Origin of the sequence: Burkholderia sp. 4NA327C6 (assembly GCF_005502655.1) — a bacterium.
In the GTDB taxonomy this organism is placed as follows: Bacteria; Pseudomonadota; Gammaproteobacteria; order Burkholderiales; family Burkholderiaceae; genus Burkholderia; species Burkholderia contaminans.
This window is the reverse complement of record NZ_SCNZ01000037.1, coordinates 41,415-62,493: the sequence shown is the minus strand read 5'-3', so window position 1 is coordinate 62,493 and position 21,079 is coordinate 41,415. Positions and strand designations below refer to the sequence as shown.

Genomic DNA, 21,079 nt, shown 5'->3' with positions numbered 1-21,079 from the left:
CTACGATGGGCGTTCCTTCACTGTTCGAGGTCACGCCATGTCATCCCTGCCTGTCTCCGCTACCCGCAACGACCCGGACGCGGCGTTGCGCCGCCGGGTCGATGCCGTGCTCGATCGCGCGCTGGCCGACGCGCGCGTGGTCGGCGCGGTCGTGCTGGCGGCCCGCGACGGCGAACTGCGTTATGCACGTGCGGCCGGTCTCGCCGATCGCGAAGCCGGCACGCCGATGCAGGAGCGCACGCTGTTCCGGCTCGCGTCGTTGTCGAAGCCGATCGTGACGGCCGCCGCGATGCGGCTCGTCGCGGCCGGGCGCATCGGGCTCGACGAGCCCGTCACGCGCTGGCTGCCGGCGTTCGCGCCGACGCTGCCCGACGGCACGCGTACGGCGATCACGCTGCGTCATCTGCTGTCGCATACGGCCGGGCTCGGCTACCGCTTCCTCGAAGCCGACGCCGACGGGCCGTATGCGCGAGCGGGCGTGTCCGACGGGATGGACCGCGCGGAACTGTCGCTCGCGGAGAACGTGCGGCGCATCGCCGGCGTGCCGTTGCAGTTCGCGCCCGGCACATCGTGGGCGTACTCGCTCGCGATCGACGTGGTCGGCGCGCTGATCGAGGCGATCGACGGACGGCCGCTTCCCGACGCGGTGGCGGCGCTCGTCACCGCGCCGCTCGGGATGTCCGATACCGCGTTCGTCACGCACGACGCCGCGCGGGTCGCGACACCTTACGTGAGTGCGCCGGGCGTGCCGCGCCGGATGGCCGACGACGATCTCGTGCCCGTGTACGACGGCACGATCGGCATCCGCTTCGCACCGGCGCGCGCGTTCGACCCGGCCGCGTGGCCGTCGGGCGGGGCGGGCATGATCGGCAGCGCGCGCGATTGCATGACGCTGCTCGATACGTTGCGTACCGGCCGCGACGGCTGGCTGTCGCCACGCTGGATCGACGAGATGTCGCGTGTGCAGCCGGGCGCGCACGATCTGCCGGACGCACCGGGATTCGGCTTCGGCCTCGGCTTTTCGGTGCTGCGCGACCCGGCGCTCGCGCAGTCCCCGGAGTCGGTCGGCACGTGGCGCTGGGGCGGTGCGTACGGGCATGCGTGGTTCGTCGATCGCGCGGCCGGGCTCACCGTGGTCGCGCTCACCAATACGTTGTACGAAGGCATGCACGGGCGCATCGTGACCGATGTACGCGATGCGGTGTATGGCGTCGGCGAATGGAGCGTGCGATGAGCGATTGTGTATCCGTCACCGACCGCGCGGCCGATCGTGCCGCGCATCCGGGCGCGCCGACGCGCATGCGCCTGCCCGTTGCGAACCTGCTCGCGCTCGCCACCGCGGGCTTCATCACGATCCTCACCGAAGCGCTGCCGGCCGGCCTGCTGCCGCTGATGAGCGCCGACCTGCGCGTGACCGAGGCGCTGATCGGCCAACTGGTGACCGTCTACGCGCTCGGCTCGATCGTCGCGGCGATTCCGCTCGTCGCCGCGACGCGCGCGGTGCGCCGGCGCCGGCTGCTGCTTGCTGCGCTGGCGGGCTTCGTCGTATCGAATGCGCTGACCGCCGCGTCGTCGTATTACGCGCTCACGCTCGCCGCGCGCTTCGTCGCGGGGATGTCGGCCGGGCTGATGTGGGCGTTGCTGGCCGGCTATGCGAGCCGGATGGTCGAGCCTTCGCTGCGCGGCCGCGCGATTGCGGTTGCGATGCTCGGCATACCGACGGCGATGTCGATCGGCATTCCGGCCGGTACCGCGCTCGGTGCGATGTTCGGCTGGCGCATCGCGTTCGCGGGCATCACGCTTGCAGCGCTCGTGCTGATCGGCTGGATCCGCTGGCGTGTGCCCGACTATCCGGGCCAGCAGGCCGGCGCACGCGAGCCGGTGCTCGGCGTGATGACGTTGCCCGGCGTGCGGTCGGTGCTGACCGTGATGTTCGCGTACGTGCTCGCGCACAACATGCTGTACACGTATGTCGCGCCGTTCCTCGCAGGCGTGCGGATGGGCGCGCAGGTCGATGTGGTGCTGTTCGTGTTCGGCATCGCGTCGCTGGTCGGCATCGCGCTGACGGGCGCGTGGATCGGCGCCGCGCAGCGCCGCCTGACGCTCGCCAGCATCGCGCTGTTCGCGATCGCCGCGGCGATGCTCGGCGCCGGCTCCGGCATGGCGATCGTCTATGCGGGCGTCGCGCTGTGGGGGCTCGCGTTCGGTGGTGCGCCGACGCTGTTCCAGACGGCTGCCGCGAACGCGGCGGGGGAGGCGGCCGACGTCGCGCAGTCGATGCTCGTGACGGTGTGGAACCTCGCGATCGCGGGCGGGGGCATTGCAGGCGGGATGCTGCTCGGTGCGACGGGTGCCGGCGCGATTCCGTGGGTGCTCGTCGTGCTGCTGGCGGCCGCGTGGGTCGGCGCGTGGCGGGCGCGCCGGCATGCGTTTCCGGCGCCGCGTGCGGCCTGAGCATTCGACTGCCGCGCGCGGTGCGCCGTGCGCCGTGCGCGGCGTCAGGCCGCTTTCGCGTCGAGCGCGGCGCGTGCGCAGGTTTCGTCGGTGACGAGCCCCGACAGCCAGCCGCCGCGCAGCGCGGCGATCACCGCGTCGCGTTTCTTCGGGCCGCCGGCGAATGCGATCGTCGGGCGCTTCGGTGGCGTCGCGAGCGCGACGCTCGTCACGCGCGCGCTCGTCGACACGGCGATCTGCGTGCCCTGCGCGTCGATCGGCACGCCGAGCAATTCGGCCACCGCGCCGAGCGCGGTCATCTCGTCGCGTTCCTGTTCGGTGATGAAGCCGTCCTCGTAGAGCGGGCAGTGCGGGCCGATGTTGCCGATCCCGACGAACGCAACGTCGGCCTTGCCCGACAGCGCCTCGACGATCCGGTACAGCCGGTGGTTGCACCACTGCGCGCGCTCGGCGTCGCTGTCGGCGAACAGCGGCGCGGGCAGCAGGAAGTGCTTGCTGCCGGTTTTCTCGGAGATGTACTGCGCGACGTCGTAGCGATTCGACGAACCGTCGGCGGCGATCGCACCGACCATCGACACGAGCCGGTGCTGCGGGCGGTCGATCTGCGCGATCTGCGCGACCGCGGCCTTCAGCGTCCGGCCGCTGCTGACCGCGATCACCATCGGCCGCGTTTCGTTCAGGTAGCGTTCCATCACCTGCGCGCCGGCGACCGCGAGCTTGCGGTCGATCGCGTCGGGTGCGTCGGCATCGACGGGCACGACTTCGCACATCGCGAGGCCGTAGCGCTTCGACAGCTGCGCGCCGAGATCGAGACAGTCGGCGAGCTGGTGATCGACGCGCACGCGGATCAGGTTCTTCTCGACCGCGAACGCGACGAGGCGCTGCGCGACCGGGCGCGACACCTGCAGCTTCTCCGCGATTTCGTTCTGCGTGTCGCCCGCGACGTAGTAGAGCCACGCGGCACGCGTGGCGAGATCGAGTTTTTCTGAGGACTTGGACACGATAGCGATTCGGTTCGGATCTGGGGGCGGGCCGCATGACGGCATCCACTGTACCGCATGTCGCGCACGCGGCCGACGGCCGCCACGCGTGACGTGCGGCGCTTACGCGAGCCGCGCGCGCGACGGTTCGTACAGCGGTTGCACGTGGCGGTACAGCGCGCGGAATGCGTCGAGGCGTTCGCGCAGCCGCGCATGGCGTGCCGCATTCGGCGTGTATTCGGCTCGCACCGGGGGCTTCGCCAGCACCGCATGCGGATCGCCGCCGACGGCCAGCCAGCCGAGCCGTGCCGCGCCGAGCGCCGCACCGGTTTCACCGCCGCCGTGCTGGCGCGTGCGCACGTTCAGCGCATCGGCGATCAGCTGCGCCCAGAACGCGCTGCGCGCGCCGCCGCCGATCAGCGACAACTGGTCGGTTTCGACGCCGGCCGCATGCAGCGCGTCCAGACCGTCGGCGAGGCCCAGCGTCACGCCTTCGAGCACCGCGTAGCCGAGGTGCGCGCGTTCGGTCGCATGCGTCATCCCGAAGAACACGCCCTGGGCGTATGGATCGTTGTGCGGCGTGCGCTCGCCGGACAGGTAGGGCAGGAACAGCGGCGCCGTCGCGAGCGCGTCGGCGTCGAGTGCTTCGACTTCGGCGAGCAGCGCGGGCTCGTCGGTGCCGGTCAGCTTGCAGACCCAGCGCAGGCAGCTCGCGGCCGACAGCACGACGCTCATCAATTGCCAACGATCGGGAATCGCATGGCAGAACGCATGCACGGCCGATGCGGGGTTCGGCATGAAGCGATCGCCGACCACGCTCAGCACGCCGGACGTGCCGAGCGACACGAAGCCGTCGCCTGCGTGGATCGCGCCGATACCGAGCGCGCTCGTCGCGTTGTCGCCGCCGCCGCCGGCCACCACGACGGCTTCCGACAGCCCGAGTTCGCGTGCGATGTCCGCGCGCAGCGTGCCGGATGGCGCGTTGCCTTCGACGATGCGGGGCATCTGGTCACGCGTCATTCCGCATGCGGCGAGCAGCGCATCGGACCAGTCGCGGCGCGCGACGTCGAGCCACAGCGTGCCGGCCGCATCAGACGGATCGGACACCTTCGCGCCGGTCAGCCGGAACCGCAGGTAATCCTTCGGCATCAGCACGCAGGCGGTCGCCGCGAATACGTCGGGTTCGTGCTTCGCGACCCACAACAATTTCGGCGCGGTGAAGCCCGGCATCGCGAGGTTGCCGGCCAGTGCGTGGAGATCGGGCGCGCGTTCGGTGAGCAGCGCGCATTCGTCGGCGCTGCGCATGTCGTTCCACAGGATCGCCGGGCGCAGCACGCGATCGTCGCGGCCGAGCAGCACGGCGCCGTGCATCTGGCCCGACAGGCCGATGCCGCGCACTTGCGCGAACGCGTCGCGGTGCCGTTCGCGCAGCGCCGCGAGCGCGGCGAGCGTGCCTTGCCACCAGTCGTCCGGATGCTGTTCGGCCCAGCGCGGATGCGGCCGCGACACGGTGAACGGCGAGCCGGCGGTGCCGACGACCGTGCCGTCCGGGGCGAGCAGCAGCACCTTCACTTCCGAGGTGCCGAGGTCGATGCCGAGATACATGAGCGATCCGTTCCGTCAGTGGGGAGTCGCTACTTTAGCCGCGCGGCCGGGCCCGTGCCAAGGCAGGTTCGCCCGGATGCGCGTCAGCGTGCCGCGAGCCATGCGTCGACCCGCGCGAGCCCGGCGCGCAGCGCCTCGAACAGCGCCGCGTTGCCGGCGAGCGAGCCCCACAGTGCGCGGCTGGCGCAGAGCGCGACAACCGGGTCGTCGGCCTGGACGATCGCCCGCGCGGCGCTTTCGTCCATCACGCCGTCCTGGTACACGTACGGCAGCGCGCCGCGCGCCCAGCGTTCGAGAAAGCGCAGGAACAACGCGGGCAGCACGGCGGTGGCGACCGGCGCCGCGCCGCGTGCGAACGATTCGGCGAGCGTCGGCGCGATGAAGCCGGGAATCTTCGAGAAGCCGTCGGCCGCGACGCGCTGGTTCGTGTCGAGCACGTACGGGTTGCCGAAGCGTTCGAGCACGACGTCGCGGTAGCGCGCGAGATCGAGCGGGCTCGGCGTGAGGCACGGGATCACGTCCTGCGTCACGTAGTCGTGCGCGAAGCGGCGGATCGCCGCGTCGTGCGTCCCTTCGTGGATATACGTATGGCCCGCGAGCGTGCCGGCCCACGCGATGCAGCTGTGCGTCGCGTTGAGGATGCGGATCTTCGCTTCCTCGTACGGGTGCACGTCGTCGACGAGTTCGGCGCCGGCCAGCTCCCACTTCGGCCGGCCGGCCGCGAAGCGGTCCTCGATCACCCACTGGATGAACGATTCGCCCATCACCGGGCACGCGTCGTCGAAGCCGGTGGCGGCCAGCACGCGCTCGCGCACGTCGGCGGTCGGGCGCGGCGTGATGCGGTCGACCATCGCGCTCGGCGTGGCGACGTTCGCATCGAACCATGCGAGCAGCTCGAGCAGCCCGCGCCGCTCGAGGAATTCGCGCATCCCCGCGCGAAAGCGCGCGCCGTTGTTGCGCAGGTTGTCGCAGCTCTGCAGCGTGAGCGGGCCCGCGCCGCGCGTCACGCGCTCGGCGAGCAGCGCGGCGAGCGCGCCGTACAGCGTCGTGCGTGCGCCCTGCAGGTCGGCCGCGAGATCGGCGTTCGCGAGGTCGAGCCGGTTGTGTTCGTCGAGGTAGTAGCCGCCTTCGGTGACGGTGAACGACACAATCCGGCAGGCCGGGTCGGCGCCGGCGTCGATCAGCGCGGCGAGGTCGATCGACCACGGCAGCACACGCGTGATCGCGCGGATCGTCTCGTACGCGCGCTCGCCTTGCGGCGTGACCGTTTCGAGCGTGTAGGCGCCGTGTTGCGCGGCGAGTGCGTCCATCGTCGCGTGCATGTCGTCGCGGATGTTGCCGACGGTCAGCGACCAGCGCTCGTCGGCCGGGACGGCCGCGTTCACGCGATGCAGATACCACGCCTGGTGCGCGCGGTGAAACGAGCCCGCGCCGATGTGCAGCAGCACGGGCGTGCGGGCGGAGGGCGATTCGGTCATCCGGTGTCTCCTCTTCGTGCCTGACTGTCCTGTCGAATACGATCATTTGCTCTTTGTGTGAGCGAATGATCGTATTCGGGCGAGCGAAAGTCAAGGCGGGGAAACGGCATTTCGATGGTGCGCTGCGGCGGCAGGCGGAGAGGGAGGCGAGGGCGGAGAGGGCGCGAACGGGCGGCCGGTGCGGAAAGTGCCGTCAGCGTCCTTCGCGCGTCAATGCGACGAGCTCCTCGAGCAGCTTGCCGGCCGGCGCCGGCAGGATGCCGTGGCGGCGCCGGAACGCGGTAAGCGTGCGCACCGCGACGACCTCGTGCACCGGCAGCGTGTCGATCGTACCGGCGCGCTGCTCGGCACCGTACATCGGCTCGGCCATCCAGCTCAGGAAACCGGCATGCGCGACGAGGCTTTTCAGCGTCGTCACCGAGCGCGTCTCGACCGCGATGTCGGGCAGCGCGAGCCCGTGTGCGTCGAAGGTCGCGCGCATGTGGTCGAACGGTGCGGTGCCGCGCGGCGGAATCGCCCAGCGCGCGTGCAGCGTGTCGGCGAGCGTCGGCGCGCGGCCGAGCGCGCGCAGCGGATGGTGCGGCGCCGCAACGATGTGGCTGCGATCCTCCCAGCGGCACTCGGGAATCGCGACGATCTCGTCGGTGTCGGGCCCGTGCGCGGACAGCGCGAGATCGATCTCGTGCTTGTTCAGCCCTTCCGCGAGCCGGTCCCACACGCCTTCGATGATCTCGACGCGCAGGTTCGGCCAGCGGTCGAGCACACGGCCCACCGCGACCGGCAGCACGAGGCTCGCGATGCTGCCCACCGTGCCGACCTTGATCGTGCCTTTCGCGAAGCCGCGCATCGCGTCGAGCTCCTCGCGCGCGTGCTCGGCCTCGTGCTGCAGCAGCGTCGCGTGCGGCAGCAGCGCCTCGCCGAACGCGGTGAGCTGCACGCCCTTCGAGTGGCGCTCGAACAAGGGCGCGCCGATCTGGTCCTCGAGCCGTTTCAGGATCCGGCTCAGCGCCGGCTGCGTGACGTGCAGCGCGTCGGCGGCGCGGCCGAGGCTGCCGCACGAGACGATCGTCGTGAAGGCACGCAATTGTCGAAGATCGAAAGTCATGTCGGAGCGGTATGGCTTATCGCAGAAAATACAGTATCCGAGAATGGCTTGCGCTTCGATACTGTGGAAACCGCCAAGCCATCGAGGAGACGCCCGAGCATGTCCGGCCATACGCCCCCTTCCGCCGTACCGGTCACCGTTCGCGATGCGGTGATCGACCTGCTTCGCCAGTTCGGCATCGACCGCGTGTTCGGCAATCCCGGCTCGACCGAGCTGCCGATGTTCCGCGACTTCCCGGACGATTTCCGCTACGTGCTCGGCTTGCATGAAGCCGTCGTGGTCGGGATGGCCGACGGCCACGCGCAGGCCACCGGTAATGCGGCGGTCGTCAACCTGCATTCGGCGGCGGGCGTCGGCAACGCGATGGGCAATCTCTTCACCGCCTTCAAGAATCGCACGCCGCTGGTCGTCACCGCGGGCCAGCAGGCGCGCGCGATCCTGCCGTTCGACCCGTTTCTCGGTGCGACGCAGGCGGCCGAGCTGCCGAAGCCGTACGTGAAATGGAGCATCGAGCCTGCGCGCGCGCAGGACGTGCCGGCCGCGATCTCGCGTGCGTACCGCATCGCGATGCAGGAACCGCGCGGCCCCGTGTTCGTGTCGATCCCGGTCGATGACTGGGACCAGCCGGCCGATCGGCTGCCGCGCCGCGACGTCAGCAGCGTCGTGCGGCCCGATCCGGACGCACTCGCACGGCTCGGCGACACGCTCGACGCCGCGCGGCGACCCGCGTTCGTGGTCGGGGCGGCAGTCGATCGCGCCGGCGCGTGGGACGACGTCGTGCGGCTCGCCGAGCGGCACCGTGCGCGCGTGTACGTCGCGCCGATGTCGGGGCGCTGCAGCTTCCCCGAGGACCATCCGCTGTTCGCCGGCTTCCTGCCCGCGATCCGCGAGAAGATCGTCGCGCGGCTCGACGGGCACGACCTCGTGTTCGTGTTCGGCGCGCCCGCGTTCACCTATCACATCGAGGGCTTCGGCCCGCACGTGCCGCCGGGCGCGACGCTCGTGCAGCTCGTCGACGATCCGGGCATCGCCGCGTGGACGCCGTCGGGCGATGCGGTCGTCGGCAACCTGCGGCTCGCCGCGCGCGACCTGCTCGCGCGCCCGGCGCCGCCCGAGCGGCCGATGCCCGCGCCGCGGTCGCCGCGTGCGCGTGTCGAACCGCCGGCCGCCGGCGAGCGCATGTCGGTCGCGTTCGCGCTGCAGACGCTCGCCGACCTGCGCGATGCGCACGACATCGTCGTCGAGGAAGCGCCGAGCGCGCGGCCCGTGATGCAGGAACACCTGCCGTTCACGCGCAGCGGCACGTTCTACACGATGGACAGCGGCGGGCTCGGCTACGGGATGCCGGCCGCCGTCGGCGTCGCGCTCGCGCAGCCGGGCCGGCGCGTGATCGGGCTGATCGGCGACGGATCGAGCCTGTATTCGATCCAGGCACTGTGGAGCGCCGCGCAACTGAAGTTGCCGATCACGTTCGTGATCCTGAACAATCGCCGCTACGCGGCGCTGCAGGATTTCGCGCCGGTGTTCGGCTTCGGTCCGGGCGACCCCGTGCAGGGCACCGATCTGCCGGACCTGGATTTCGTCGCGCTCGCGCAAGGGATGGGCTGCCGCGGCATACGCGTGAGCGAGGCCACGCACCTGCGCGACACGCTGGCCGACGCGCTGCGTGCGGCGACGCCGGTCGTCGTCGAAGTCGAGATTGCCTGAATTACGTGATGCGCGACGCGCGTCCTTCCGGAGATTCCATGCAAACCGTATCGATGCTGATCGGCGGCGAACGTCGCTATTCATCCAGCGGCGCGACCTTCGTGCGCCGCAACCCGCTCGATGGCGAAGTCGCGTCCGAAGCGCCGGCATGCACCGTCGACGATGCGCGCGCGGCGGCCGATGCGGCCGCCCGAGCGTTTCCCGGTTGGGCCGCGCTCGGCCCCGGCGCACGCCGCGCGCTGCTGCTGAAGGCGGCCGCCGCGCTCGAAGCGAAGAACGAGCAGTTCGTCGCCGCGATGGCGGCGGAGACGGGCGCATCCGCGCTGTGGGCCGGCTTCAACGTGCATCTCGCCGCGAGCGGGCTCGTCGAAGCCGCGTCGCTGACCACGCAAATCGGCGGCGAGCTGATCCCGTCCGACGTGCCCGGTTCGCTCGCGATGGGCGTGCGGCAGCCGGCCGGCGTCGTGCTCGGCATCGCCCCGTGGAATGCGCCGGTGATCCTCGCGACGCGCGCGCTCGCGCTGCCGCTCGCATGCGGCAACACGGTCGTGCTGAAGGGCTCGGAGCTGTGTCCCGTCACGCACGGTCTGATCGTCGAGGCGTTGCAGGAAGCCGGGCTGCCGCCGGGTGTCGTCAATTTCGTGACGAACGCGCCCGAGGATGCGGGCACGATCGTCGATGCACTGATCGCGCATCCGGCCGTGCGCCGCGTGAATTTCACGGGCTCGACGCGTGTCGGCAGGATCGTCGCCGAAGCCTGCGCGCGTCACCTGAAACCGTCGGTGCTGGAGCTCGGCGGCAAGGCGCCGTTCGTCGTGCTCGACGATGCCGATCTCGACGCCGCAGTGGCGGCGGCCGCGTTCGGCGCGTTCGCGAATTCCGGGCAGATCTGCATGTCGACCGAACGCATCGTCGTCGACGCATCGATCGCCGATGCGTTCGTCGCGAAGCTCGCCGACAAGGCCGCGTCGCTGCCGCTCGGCGATCCTCGCCAAGGGCCCGTCGTACTCGGTTCGCTGATCGACACGAAGGCCGTCGATCGCTGCAACGCGCTGATCGACGATGCGCTCGCGCACGGCGCGACGCTCGTATGCGGCGGCAACGCAGACAGCACGCTGTTCCCGGCCACGCTGCTCGACCACGTGACGCCGGCGATGCGCATCTATGCCGAGGAGTCGTTCGGCCCGGTGAAGGGTATCGTGCGCGCCGACGGCGAGGATGCCGCGATCCGTTGCGCGAACGACAACGCGTTCGGGTTGTCGTCGGCCGTGTTCAGCCGCGACGTCGCGCGTGCGATGCGCGTCGCGGCCCGCATCGAATCGGGCATCTGCCACGTGAACGGCCCGACCGTGCACGACGAGGCGCAGATGCCGTTCGGCGGCGTGAAGGACAGCGGCTTCGGTCACTTCGGTGGCAAGGCAGGCATCGCGGCGTTCACGGACCTGCGCTGGATCACGGTGCAGACCGCACCGCGCCACTATCCGTTCTGACGAGGCCGACGACGATGAGGATTGCGATTCTGGGCGCCGGCGCGATGGGCTCGCTGTTCGGCGGGCGGCTGGCCGAAAGCGGCGAGGCCGTCACGCTGATCGACGTGAACGACGCGCACCTCGATGCGATTCGCCGCGACGGACTGCGCATCGACGACGATCGTGGTGAACGACGCATCCGTACGTTGCAGGCCGTGCGGCCGGAAGTGGCGAATGCGGATGCGGCCGCATCGCCCGATGCATCGTTCGACTTGCTGATCGTCTTCACGAAATCGCTGCATACGCGTACCGCACTCGACGGCGTGCGCGCGCTGCTCGAGCAGGACACGCACGTGCTGACGCTGCAGAACGGGCTCGGCAACGTCGAGACGCTGAATGCGTTCGTGCCGCTCGAACGCATCCTGGTCGGCGTGACGACGTGGCCGGCCGACGCCGCGGGGCCGGCGCACGTGCGCTCGCACGGCGCGGGCACGATCCGCATGATGACGGCCGACGGCGCGGCGCGCCCGTTCGCGGCGACGGCGGCCGAAACGCTGTCGCGCGCGGGGCTCGCGTGCACGCTCGACGCCGACGTATGGGCCGCGATCTGGGAGAAGGTCGCGTTCAACGCGGCACTCAACACACTGTGCGCGGCGACGGGCTGCACGGTCGACCAGCTCGGCAATCATCACGACGGGCCGCGGCTCGCGCTCGCGATCGCGGCCGAGGTGGCCGCCGTCGCCCACGCGAAGGGCATCGCGGTCGACGGCGAACGTATCGCGCACAACGTCGAGCATGCGATCGGCGCGCATCGCGGCCATCGCCCGTCGATGTTGCAGGACGTGCTCGCGGGCCGCCGCACGGAAATCGAAGCGATCAGCGGCAAGGTCGTCGCGGCCGCGCGCGAAGCGGGTGTCGCGGTACCGCACGCCGAGACGCTGCTTGCGCTGGTCCGGCTGATCGACGCACGGATGAACTGAGCATCAGGCTGGCGGCGCGGCTTGCGCCGCACGACGAAACGAGCGCGTCGCGCGCAGGCGACGGCGCCCGATCGCAACGGGTTGGACGAGACACCGGAGCCGGCGCCGATGCGTCGACACCGGCCGCCTGCGCAGCACGAGATCCGGGCACGCGCTACCGCGCCAGCCCGGGCAAATGGAGACGCCATGAACGCCATCGAATGCCGTTGTCTTGCCGCGCGCCGCTCGCGCATGTTGCCGCGTAAGCGCGGTACACGGGAGGTCGCATGAGCACGCGCGACGGATTGCTGCCTCCGTCCGTCGACATCGGCGCGACGCTCGACGACGGGCCGTTCACGACGATGCAGCGCTGCGTGGTGCTGCTCGCCGCGCTCGCGATCGTGCTCGACGGCTTCGACGGCCAGCTGATCGGCTTCGCGATTCCGGTGCTGATCCGCGAATGGGGCATCACGCGTGGCGCGTTCGCGCCGGCGGTGGCGGCCGGGCTGATCGGGATGGGCATCGGCAGTGCGTGCGCGGGGATCGTCGCTGACCGCTTCGGCCGCCGCCAGGCGGTGATCGGCAGCGTGTTCCTGTTCGGCATCGCGACCTGCGCGATCGGTTTCGCACCGGACGTCACCGCGATCGCGGTGCTGCGCTTCGTAGCAGGCCTCGGGATTGGCGGCGCGCTGCCGACGGCCACGACGATGACGGCCGAATACACGCCCGCGCGGCGTCGCACGATGATGGTGACCGCGACGATCGTCTGCGTGCCGCTCGGCGGGATGCTGGCCGGCCTGTTCGCGCACGAGATGCTGCCGCGCTATGGCTGGCGCGGGCTGTTCTTCGCGGGCGGCGCGTTGCCGCTCGTGCTCGGCTTCGTGCTCGTGCGTGCGCTGCCCGAATCGCCGCGCTATCTCGCGCGGCGCCCCGCGCGCTGGCCGGAACTCGGCGCGCTGCTCGCGCGGATGGAGCGGCCCGTCGCGCCGGGCACCGCCTTCACCGACATGAGGGACGCACGCACGGCGGGCGGCCGCGGCGGCTTCGGCGCGCTGTTCGCGAGCGGCCAGGCGCGCGACACGATCGCGTTGTGGTGCGCGTTCTTCATGTGCCTGCTTGCCGTGTATGCGGCGTTCAGTTGGCTGCCGACGATGCTGGCGGCGAGCGGGCTGAGCGTGTCGGTCGCGGGGACGGGGCTCACCGCGTACAACCTCGGCGGCGTGATCGGTGCGCTGTTGTGCGCGTGGACGATCGCGCGTGCCGGGTCGCGCTGGCCGCTCGTGCTGTGCAGTATCGGCGGCGCGGCGAGTGCGGTGTGGCTGATGGGTGTCGATGCGGGCCGCCACACGGGCTGGCTGATCGTCGGGCTCGGCCTGCACGGACTGTTCGTCAACGCGGTGCAGTCGACGATGTACGCGCTCTGTGCGTACATCTACCCGACGGCCGTGCGCGCGACGGGCACCGCGAGCGCACTCGCGTTCGGCCGGCTCGGCGCGATCCTCAGTGCGTTCGCGGGCGCGATCGTGATCACCACGGGCGGCGCCACGGCCTATCTGACGATGCTGGCGATCGCGATGGGGATTGTCTGCGTCGCGCTGCTCGTCGTGCGACGGCATATCCCGCGGCTGTCGCGCGCGGCCGTGCAGCCGCGCGAAGGGGAGGAGCTGGCCCGCACGTCGTCGTGACGGCGGGCGGGCCCGGGAGCGAGTGGTGCGTTACAGCGTGGTGCGCACGTGCCAGAGCTCTGGGAACAGCACGACGTCGAGCATCTTGCGCAGGTACGGCGCACCGCTCGTGCCGCCCGTGCCCTGCTTGAAGCCGATGATGCGCTCGACGGTCGTCACGTGACGGAAGCGCCACTGGCGGAACGCATCCTCGAGATCGACGAGTTCCTCGGCCATCTCGTAGAGTTCCCAGTGCTGCTGCGGGTGACGGTACACCTCGAGCCACGCGGCTTCGACCGTCTCGTCGTGCCGGGTCGGCTGGGTCCAGTCGCGCTCGAGCCGCTCCGCCGCGATCGGGAAGCCGCGCCGCGCGAGCAGGCGCACGACTTCGTCGTAGAACGACGGCGCCTCGAGCGTCGCACGCACCTGTTCGAGGATGTCGGGCCGGTGCGCATGCGGCTGCAGCATCTGCACGTTCTTGTTGCCGAGCAGGAATTCGAGTTGCCGGTACTGATAAGACTGGAAACCCGATGATTGCCCGAGATACGGGCGCATCGCCGAATATTCGGACGGCGTCATCGTCGACAGCACGTTCCACGCCTGCACCAGTTGCTCGAGGATGCGCGACACGCGGGCGAGCATCTTGAACGCGGGCGGCAGCGCGTCGGTGCGCACCGCGTCGAGGGCGCCGCGCAGCTCGAACAGCGCGAGCTTCATCCACAGCTCGCTCGTCTGATGCTGGATGATGAACAGCATCTCGTTGTGATCGGGCGACAGCGGATGCTGCGCGTCGAGGATCGAATTCAGCGACAGGTAGTCGCCGTAGCTCATCGATTTCGAGAAATCGAGCTGCGCGTTGTGCCAGCCGGCATCGCCGGGCACGTGCGATGCTTCGTGCGCGGCCGGGGCCGCTTGTGACGAATGCGCGGCGCGTGCGCCCGAGAACGGGCAGCCCGCCGGCGCGTCGCCGCCGGGTGGCTGCATATGACCAGAATTCACGACTCTCTCCAGATTTGAATGACGGGGGCGCGGCGCGCGGCTCGCGCGCGCCGGGCAAGGCCGATCAGGTCACCGCGCCGCGCTCGGCGAACTCGGGCGCCTTCCACGCATCGGTGGCGAGGATGTCGCGCAGCGTCTCGACGGCATCCCACACGTCGGCGAAGCGCGTATAGAGCGGTGTGAAACCGAAGCGCAGCACGTACGGCTCACGGTAGTCGCCGATCACGCCGCGCGCGATCAGCGCCTGCATCACTTCGTAGCCGTGTGGATGCTCGAAGCTCGCCTGCGAGCCGCGCTGGTGATGCGCGCGCGGCGTGACGAGCTTCAGCGACAGGCCCGCGCAGCGTGCTTCGACGAGCGCGATGAACGCGTCGGTCAGCGCGAGCGACTTGCGGCGGATCGCGTGCATGTCGGTCTGCAGGAACACGTCGAGCCCGCATTCGACCATCGACATCGACACGATCGGCTGCGTGCCGCACAGGAAGCGTGCGATGCCCGGATCGGGCGCGAAGCCGGGCTGCATCGCGAACGGTGCGCGGTGGCCCCACCAGCCGGACAGCGGCTGCGAGAAGTGCGCGTGATGACGATGCGGCACCCACACGAAGGCGGGCGAACCGGGGCCGCCGTTCAGGTACTTGTACGTGCAGCCGACCGCGCCGTCCGCGCGTGCGCCGTTCAGGTCGACCGGCACCGCGCCGGCCGAGTGCGCGAGATCCCACAGCATCAGCCCGCCGGCGTCGTGCACGAGTTGCGTGACGGCCGGCATGTCGTGCATGTAGCCGGTGCGGTAGTTCACGTGCGTGATCATTGCGACGGCCGTGTCCGCGCCGAGCGCGCCGGGCAGGTCGGCCGGGTCGTCGATCAGGCGCAGTTCGTAGTCGCCGCCGAGCTGCTCGATCAGCCCCTGCGCGATATACAGGTCGGTCGGGAAGTTCGAGCGTTCCGACACGATCACGCGGCGTTCGGGCGCGCGCTCGGCCTGGTGGCGCACCATCGCCGACAGCAGCTTGAACAGGTTGATCGAGATCGTATCGGTCACGACCGTCTCGCCGGGCGCGCCGCCGATCAGCGTCGCGAGCTTGTCGCCGAGACGGCGCGGCAGCGCGAACCAGCCGGCCGTGTTCCAGCTGCGGATCAGGCCTTCGCCCCATTCGGCGTCGATCACCTGCAGCGCGCGGGCGGCCGATGCGCGCGGCTGCGCGCCGAGCGAGTTGCCGTCGAGGTAGATCACGCCGTCGGGCAGGGAGAACTGGTCGCGCAGCGGGGCGAGCGCATCGTCGCGGTCGAGCGCGAGCGCGTCTTCACGGGTCTTGATCATCATGATGTGAGGTCGTAGGTCGGGGTAATCAGGCGGCACGCGCGGGCAGCGCGCGCAGCACCGCGCGCACGGGGCTCGCGTCGAGCGTCGCGAATTTCAGCGGCAGTGCGATCAGTTCGTAGTCGCCGGGCGGCACATCGTCGAGCACGATGCCTTCGAGGATTGCCATCCGGTGCGCGCGCACGCGGCGATGCGAATCCATCGTCTTCGATTCCTGCGGGTCGAGCGACGGCGTATCGATGCCGATCAGCTTCACGCCGTGCGCGGCGAGCAGGTCGACGGTCTCGGGCGCGACCGCGCAGAAGTCGCTGTCCCACTCGTCGACGCTGGCGCGCGCACAGGTGCGCAGCAGCACGCGAGGCGGTACGCCGTCGAGCGCGGCCGCGACGTCGGCCGGCTGCACGACCGGCGATGCGCCGATGCAATGGATCACGCGGCACGGGCCGAGGTAGGTGTCGAGGGGCACGGCGCCGATCGGCGCGCCGTCGGCGTCGTAGTGCAGCGGCGCGTCGCAATGCGCGCCCGTGTGCGGCGACAGCGTCAGGCGCGCGACGTTGACCGGCGAGCCAGCCTCCATCCGCCACACGCGTTCGACGGAAACCGGCGTATCGCCCGGCCACACGGGGGTGGCGGGGCTGACAGGCGGCGAGATGTCCCAGAGGGTGTCCATGGCATGACGATTCGGTGAGTCGGTCCTTCGAATGATAGGTGGACGCTCGTAGAAAGTGCTTGCGAAATAAACATGGACAATCCGCCCGATTGGCAGATAATTCGACTCAGAGGGAAAACGGGGACCAAAAATGCACGCGATCACGCTCGATGCCACCGACTGCCGGATTCTGGCGGTACTGCAGGAAGAGGGCAGAATCAGCAATCTCGACCTGGCGGAACGGATTTCGCTTTCGCCATCCGCCTGTCTGCGCCGCATGCGCCTGCTCGAGGAGCAGGGCGTGATCGAGCACTATCGCGCGTGCCTGAGCCGCGAGAAGCTCGGCTTCGAGCTCGAGGCGTTCGTTCAGGTGTCGATGCGCAACGAAGAGAATCAATGGCACGAGCGCTTCGCGGAAGCGCTGCGCGAATGGCCGGAGGTGGTCGGCGCGTTCGTCGTGACGGGCGAAAGCCACTATCTGCTGCGCGTGCTCGCGCACAACCTCAAGCACTATTCGGATTTCGTGCTGAACCGGCTCTACAAGGCGCCGGGCGTGATGGACATCCGTTCGAACATCGTGCTGCAGACGCTGAAGGATGAAGCCGGCGCGCCGGTCGGGCTGGCGCGCACGGGGGCGATCAAAGCGGTGTAAGGCCGTGGAAGCCGCCGCCGTGGAACACGAGCGGCGGTGCCGTGTCGGATTCCGCGCGCACGCCGCAGCGCTCCACTTCACCGACGAAGATCACATGGTCGCCTTCATCGTAGCGGCTGCGGTTGTGGCATTCGAACCACGCGAGCGCGCCGTCGAGCACGGGCATCCCCGAGTTGCCGGCCGCATGCGCGATTCCTTCGAAGCGATCGCCCTTGTAGGTCGAGAAGCGCTTGCACAGGTCGAGCTGCGATGCCGCGAGCACGTTCACCACGTAATGGCTGTTGCCGCGGAACACGGGCGTCGACGCCGATTTGTGCGCGAGGCTCCACAGCACGAGCGGCGGATCGAGCGACACCGAGTTGAACGAGCTGGCGGTGATGCCGATCAGCTGGCCGGACGGCGCGCGCGTCGTGATCACCGTCACGCCCGTGGCGAACTGGCCGAGTGCTTGCCGGAAGGCGGCCGAGTCGAAATCCGGAGGATTGGCGTGGGTCATCGCGCGGCCATCCGGAACGAGACGGGCGGGCGCGGCGCGACGCGGGCAGGGCGGGCACGGCGGACGAAAGGCGACAAGGCGGTCGAGGAGGAAGGGGTGCGCATGGCCCGATTTTAGCGGAATCGGGGCCGCCGGGCCCGGCCGGACGGCGCATTGCGGGGGCAGGGTGACGTAGCGAACACTGCGGCGCGCCGACGGATCCTCAATGGCACGCAGCCGGCACGGCCGTTCTGTCGTGTCGTTCGTGCGGGGCCGCCGCGCCGCCCGGCACCCGTGCTCGACCTCGGCCGCAGGTTCCCCCGCACTATCGCGCCGCCGCCAGACCGAGCGACAACGCGCCCGTCACGATCAGGCTCGACGCCCACACCGCGTCGAGATTGAACCAGCTCCGCGATACGAACTTCAGCCCGAGATAGCGGTACACGAGCCACGCGAGCCCGCCGCCCGCGCCGATCATCGCGATGGCATGCACGGCCGCGACGACGAGCGCCATCCCGAGATGCGCATCGACGAGCGTGGCCGCCGCGCGATGGCCGGCATCCTGGTCGAGCCCGCACAGCCCCAGGTAAATCGGTACCAGCATCAGCCCCGCGCCATGCGCGATCGCGACCGCGAACGACCACAGGCCGAGCCGCGCGGGCGGAATCCGCGCAAGCGCCCGCGGATGCCGGCGCCGGATCAGCAGCACGGCGCCGAAGCCGATCACGAGTGCGCTTGCGCCGATCCGGATCGCCGTTTGCCACGCGAGCAGCGCGGCGAGCAGCCCGAACGGCAGCATCACCGCGAAGACCGCAAGCGCATGGCCGAGCGCCAGATAGCCGAGCGCCGCGACGAGCGCGCCGCCGCGGCGCGTCATCAGCGCGTTCGACACCGCGAGCGGCCAGCCCATCGCGGGGTTGAGCCCGTGATACACCCCGCTCGCGAGCACGGCCGCCCACAGCGCGAACGGGGCGTGCAAGCCGGTGTTCAACGCTTGACCGACGGATAGCAGAACGAGTCGGTCGAGCAGTCGCCGCCTTCGAGCCGGATCTGGTGCGCGCGATAGCCGTCGGGGAACTCGACCCAGTAATCGTCGGCGAGCGTCATCCCGCCTTCCGGCCCCACGTGCGCGAGCACCTGTGCGCCCGGCACGCCGTCCGGATAGAACTGGTCGTCCCACGTCGAATAGAGCGAGTTGGTCCAGTACACGCGCTTCCCGTCGCGGCTGATCTCGACCATCTGCGGGCCGCCCGCGAACGTGCGGCCGTTCGAATGCGGCGCGCGGCGCGCGATGCCGCCGATGCGGACCGACCCCGCGAGCACCGGGTTGTGCGGGTCCGACACGTCGTACTGGCGCATCTCGCCGGTGCCCCAGCAGGACACATAGAGGAAGCGATCGTCGAGCGACAGGTCGATGTCGGTCACGAGCGGCGGTACCGCGCCGAATCCCTTGAGCAGCGGCGGCAGTTCATCGGCCGCGGCCGGCTCCGCGGGGATCGTCGCGGTTTTCTTCACATGGAACTTGCCGCCTTCGCGCCACCACGTCCAGATCGAGCCTTCGAGATTGGTCGTGTCGACCACGACGCCGACGAACCCGTATTCGCGCGCCGGGTCGTGCGCGGGCCGCACTTCGAGCGCCATCTGGTGCTGCGCGCCGAGATCGATCGTCTGCACGTTGCGACGCGCGCGCAGGTCCCAGAAATGCAGCCGGTGCCCGTATTTGTTCGCGAGCAGGTCCTCGGGCACGATCCCGTTCTCGAATTGCGGCGGCAGCGCCCATTCGCTCGACACCATGTAGTCGCGCGGCAGGTTCCACCAGAAGTCGTAGTGCTTGTCCTGCGGGCCGCGATCGATCTCCCAGCGGCCGAGCACGTCGAAGGTCTCGCAATCCATGATGAAGATGCCGGGCGCGCCGTCGGTGCCGTCCTTGCCCGCGCCGCCGAGCGTGCTCACGTAGATGCCCTCGGGCCCGCAATGAACGGTGTGCGGCCGCGAATAGCCGGTCTTCGAGAAGACCTCGTCGGGCTCGATGATCTTGTGGATGCGCGCCTGCGTCGGATGCGGCTTCGTGTCGATCACGTAGATGCGCGACGAGCGCAGGCCGGGGATGATCAGGAAGCGGCGTTCGAGGAACGCATGGCCGGTCAGCGGCGACAGCGACGACGAACAGGCATTCCAGCCGAAGTGATGAAACTCGTCGCCAGTGTTCGGCATCGTCACCGTGTGCACGATTTTTCCGTAGGTCGACGAGCCGGGCTTCACGTCGATCACGGCGAGCGCGTCGGGTCTGGAAAAATCGGGGCTCAGCAACAACGTATAGGCAAACGCTTCGGGCGGCGCCTGCATCGCAAGTTCCGGCGAAGCGTGAAAAGTCGGGTCAGGCCGCATGCTCATGGTGATGCCCTCTCGATGGTGTCGGATCGTGGTCGCACGGCCGTTCGTCGTGGGCGTGCGAATCCGGGTTGCCGCACGGCGCGCATCACGCCGGCGGGAGCGATCGGCAGGCGGATGCACGCGTCGGTGAGCGTGCGACGCCGTGCATCAGATCGTGAAAGCGGAAAGACGCGGTGTGCCGGATCGCCGAACGCGGAGCGAGGCGGATGCGCGGCAAGGGGGTGATGCGATCGAAGCCGCGGCCCGCGACGCGGCGACGTCCGGGCGAGTGACGCGGGTGATGTCTGTTAAGGCATGCATAGCGATGTTCCGGCAGATGATGTTTGCATCAGGGTCGGGCATGCTTCGGGTGCGTTGCGCGAGACAGCAGGTTTGCCGCCGCGCTCGCGCGTGCCTAAGTGTAGTCGAGAAAACGGGCGGCCGGTCGCGCGCGGCACCTGTGCGCTCTGTCAGGTTCGCGCGCGAGTGAGATACTTGCCGAAGTGCCGTTGCGACCCGCACGCGGGTGGGCAGCGGCGAGACGGAACGGTGGCGCCGGCACATGCGCGCCGGCTGCCGACATCAACGAGGGACTGATTTCATGGTGAACGAGATGCTTGAAACGGCGACATTGGGAGGCGGGTGTTTCTGGTGCACGGAGGCGGTGTTTCTCGACGTCGACGGCGTGACGGCCGTCCAGTCGGGCTACGCGGGCGGCCATACGCGCAATCCCGGCTATCGCGACATCTGCGAGGGCGATACGGGCCACGCGGAAGTCGTCAACGTGACATTCGATCCGGCACGCATCGGCTATCGCGAGATCCTCGAGATCTTCTTCGCGACGCACGATCCGACCCAGTTGAACCGGCAAGGCAACGACGTCGGCACGCAGTACCGTTCGGTCGTGTTCACCCATTCGGACGCGCAGCGCGACACGGCGCTCGACGTGATCCGCGAACTGGAGCGCGAGCAGGTGTTCGGGCAGCCGATCGTCACGCAAGTCGTGCCGCTCGACGACAACTACTGGCCGGCCGAGGATTATCACCAGAACTACTATGCGCGTAACCCGGGGCAGGGCTACTGCTCGGTCGTGATCGGGCCGAAGCTCGCGAAATTCCGTCAGAAGTTCTCGCACCGTCTGAAGTCGCTGCGCGGCGCGTAAGCGCGACCACGTCCGGCGCAAGCCGGTATC

18 protein-coding genes are annotated in these 21,079 nt (G+C 69.8%); 8 read left to right on the top strand and 10 right to left on the bottom strand.

The genetic code is table 11. The features are described 5' to 3' along the window. Positions 1 to 37: 37 nt before the first annotated feature. The gene (locus FFS49_RS29935; RefSeq protein ID WP_105818814.1) at positions 38 to 1,234 is read left to right on the top strand and encodes a serine hydrolase domain-containing protein; all 1,197 of its coding nucleotides are present in this window, start codon (positions 38 to 40) and stop codon (positions 1,232 to 1,234) included. After that, the gene (locus FFS49_RS29930; RefSeq protein ID WP_105818823.1) at positions 1,231 to 2,454 is read left to right on the top strand and encodes an MFS transporter; all 1,224 of its coding nucleotides are present in this window, start codon (positions 1,231 to 1,233) and stop codon (positions 2,452 to 2,454) included. The genes FFS49_RS29935 and FFS49_RS29930 overlap by 4 nt, the downstream gene beginning before the upstream one ends. Positions 2,455 to 2,498: 44 nt before the next feature. Here FFS49_RS29930 and FFS49_RS29925 read toward each other — a convergent pair whose 3' ends face one another. From FFS49_RS29925 to FFS49_RS29910, 4 genes are all read right to left on the bottom strand, one after another. Further along, positions 2,499 to 3,500 carry a sugar-binding transcriptional regulator gene (locus FFS49_RS29925; protein WP_105818813.1) on the bottom strand — a complete coding sequence of 334 codons (1,002 nt, stop codon included), beginning with the start codon at positions 3,498 to 3,500 and terminating at the stop codon, positions 2,499 to 2,501. Between the two features lie 57 nt (positions 3,501 to 3,557). Further along, on the bottom strand, positions 3,558 to 5,039 hold the full coding sequence (gene xylB / locus FFS49_RS29920; protein WP_105818812.1) for a xylulokinase: 1,482 nt from the start codon (positions 5,037 to 5,039) through the stop codon (positions 3,558 to 3,560). A gap of 83 nt (positions 5,040 to 5,122) precedes the next feature. Continuing rightward, positions 5,123 to 6,517 (bottom strand): D-arabinitol 4-dehydrogenase, encoded by a 1,395-nt coding sequence (gene dalD / locus FFS49_RS29915; RefSeq protein WP_039368361.1) that lies wholly within the window; start codon positions 6,515 to 6,517, stop codon positions 5,123 to 5,125. Between the two features lie 193 nt (positions 6,518 to 6,710). Further along, positions 6,711 to 7,622, bottom strand: a complete 912-nt coding sequence (locus FFS49_RS29910; protein ID WP_171026857.1) for a LysR family transcriptional regulator — start codon at positions 7,620 to 7,622, stop codon at positions 6,711 to 6,713. A 99-nt stretch (positions 7,623 to 7,721) separates the two neighbouring features. Here FFS49_RS29910 and mdlC point away from each other — a divergent pair, with 99 nt between their 5' ends. The 4 genes from mdlC (at position 7,722) to FFS49_RS29890 (ending at position 13,442) form a co-directional block, all read left to right on the top strand. Then, positions 7,722 to 9,329: a benzoylformate decarboxylase gene (mdlC, locus tag FFS49_RS29905; protein ID WP_105818810.1), complete on the top strand. Its 1,608-nt coding sequence runs from the start codon at positions 7,722 to 7,724 to the stop codon at positions 9,327 to 9,329. 38 nt (positions 9,330 to 9,367) lie between these two features. Next, positions 9,368 to 10,819 carry an aldehyde dehydrogenase gene (locus FFS49_RS29900; protein ID WP_105818809.1) on the top strand — a complete coding sequence of 484 codons (1,452 nt, stop codon included), beginning with the start codon at positions 9,368 to 9,370 and terminating at the stop codon, positions 10,817 to 10,819. 14 nt (positions 10,820 to 10,833) lie between these two features. After that, the gene (locus FFS49_RS29895; RefSeq protein ID WP_105818808.1) at positions 10,834 to 11,778 is read left to right on the top strand and encodes a 2-dehydropantoate 2-reductase; all 945 of its coding nucleotides are present in this window, start codon (positions 10,834 to 10,836) and stop codon (positions 11,776 to 11,778) included. 266 nt (positions 11,779 to 12,044) lie between these two features. After that, positions 12,045 to 13,442: an MFS transporter gene (locus FFS49_RS29890; RefSeq protein ID WP_105818807.1), complete on the top strand. Its 1,398-nt coding sequence runs from the start codon at positions 12,045 to 12,047 to the stop codon at positions 13,440 to 13,442. 30 nt (positions 13,443 to 13,472) lie between these two features. Here FFS49_RS29890 and kynA read toward each other — a convergent pair whose 3' ends face one another. The 3 genes from kynA to kynB all read right to left on the bottom strand — a co-directional run bounded on the left by kynA (position 13,473) and on the right by kynB (position 16,408). Beyond that, positions 13,473 to 14,405, bottom strand: coding sequence for a tryptophan 2,3-dioxygenase (kynA, locus tag FFS49_RS29885; RefSeq protein ID WP_071334996.1), 933 nt, complete (start codon positions 14,403 to 14,405; stop codon positions 13,473 to 13,475). A 79-nt stretch (positions 14,406 to 14,484) separates the two neighbouring features. Then, positions 14,485 to 15,735: a kynureninase gene (gene kynU, locus FFS49_RS29880; RefSeq protein ID WP_095146094.1), complete on the bottom strand. Its 1,251-nt coding sequence runs from the start codon at positions 15,733 to 15,735 to the stop codon at positions 14,485 to 14,487. Positions 15,736 to 15,766: 31 nt separating this feature from the next. Continuing rightward, on the bottom strand, positions 15,767 to 16,408 hold the full coding sequence (kynB, locus tag FFS49_RS29875; protein WP_105818806.1) for an arylformamidase: 642 nt from the start codon (positions 16,406 to 16,408) through the stop codon (positions 15,767 to 15,769). A 130-nt stretch (positions 16,409 to 16,538) separates the two neighbouring features. Here kynB and FFS49_RS29870 point away from each other — a divergent pair, with 130 nt between their 5' ends. Further along, complete coding sequence (locus FFS49_RS29870; RefSeq protein WP_006477992.1) at positions 16,539 to 17,039, top strand: Lrp/AsnC family transcriptional regulator; 501 nt, start codon at positions 16,539 to 16,541, stop codon at positions 17,037 to 17,039. Here the strand turns inward: FFS49_RS29870 and FFS49_RS29865 are convergent. The 3 genes from FFS49_RS29865 to FFS49_RS29855 form a co-directional block, all read right to left on the bottom strand. Then, positions 17,026 to 17,535 (bottom strand): flavin reductase family protein, encoded by a 510-nt coding sequence (locus FFS49_RS29865; RefSeq protein WP_071334995.1) that lies wholly within the window; start codon positions 17,533 to 17,535, stop codon positions 17,026 to 17,028. The two genes, FFS49_RS29870 and FFS49_RS29865, sit on opposite strands and share 14 nt — an antisense overlap. A gap of 304 nt (positions 17,536 to 17,839) precedes the next feature. Beyond that, positions 17,840 to 18,505 carry a hypothetical protein gene (locus FFS49_RS29860; protein WP_105818805.1) on the bottom strand — a complete coding sequence of 222 codons (666 nt, stop codon included), beginning with the start codon at positions 18,503 to 18,505 and terminating at the stop codon, positions 17,840 to 17,842. Beyond that, positions 18,502 to 19,908, bottom strand: coding sequence for a selenium-binding protein SBP56-related protein (locus tag FFS49_RS29855; protein WP_105818804.1), 1,407 nt, complete (start codon positions 19,906 to 19,908; stop codon positions 18,502 to 18,504). The genes FFS49_RS29860 and FFS49_RS29855 overlap by 4 nt, the downstream gene beginning before the upstream one ends. Positions 19,909 to 20,488: 580 nt before the next feature. Between FFS49_RS29855 and msrA the strand changes: the two genes are divergently transcribed. After that, positions 20,489 to 21,049, top strand: a complete 561-nt coding sequence (msrA, locus tag FFS49_RS29845; RefSeq protein ID WP_046544550.1) for a peptide-methionine (S)-S-oxide reductase MsrA — start codon at positions 20,489 to 20,491, stop codon at positions 21,047 to 21,049. The last annotated feature ends 30 nt before the right edge of the window (positions 21,050 to 21,079 follow it).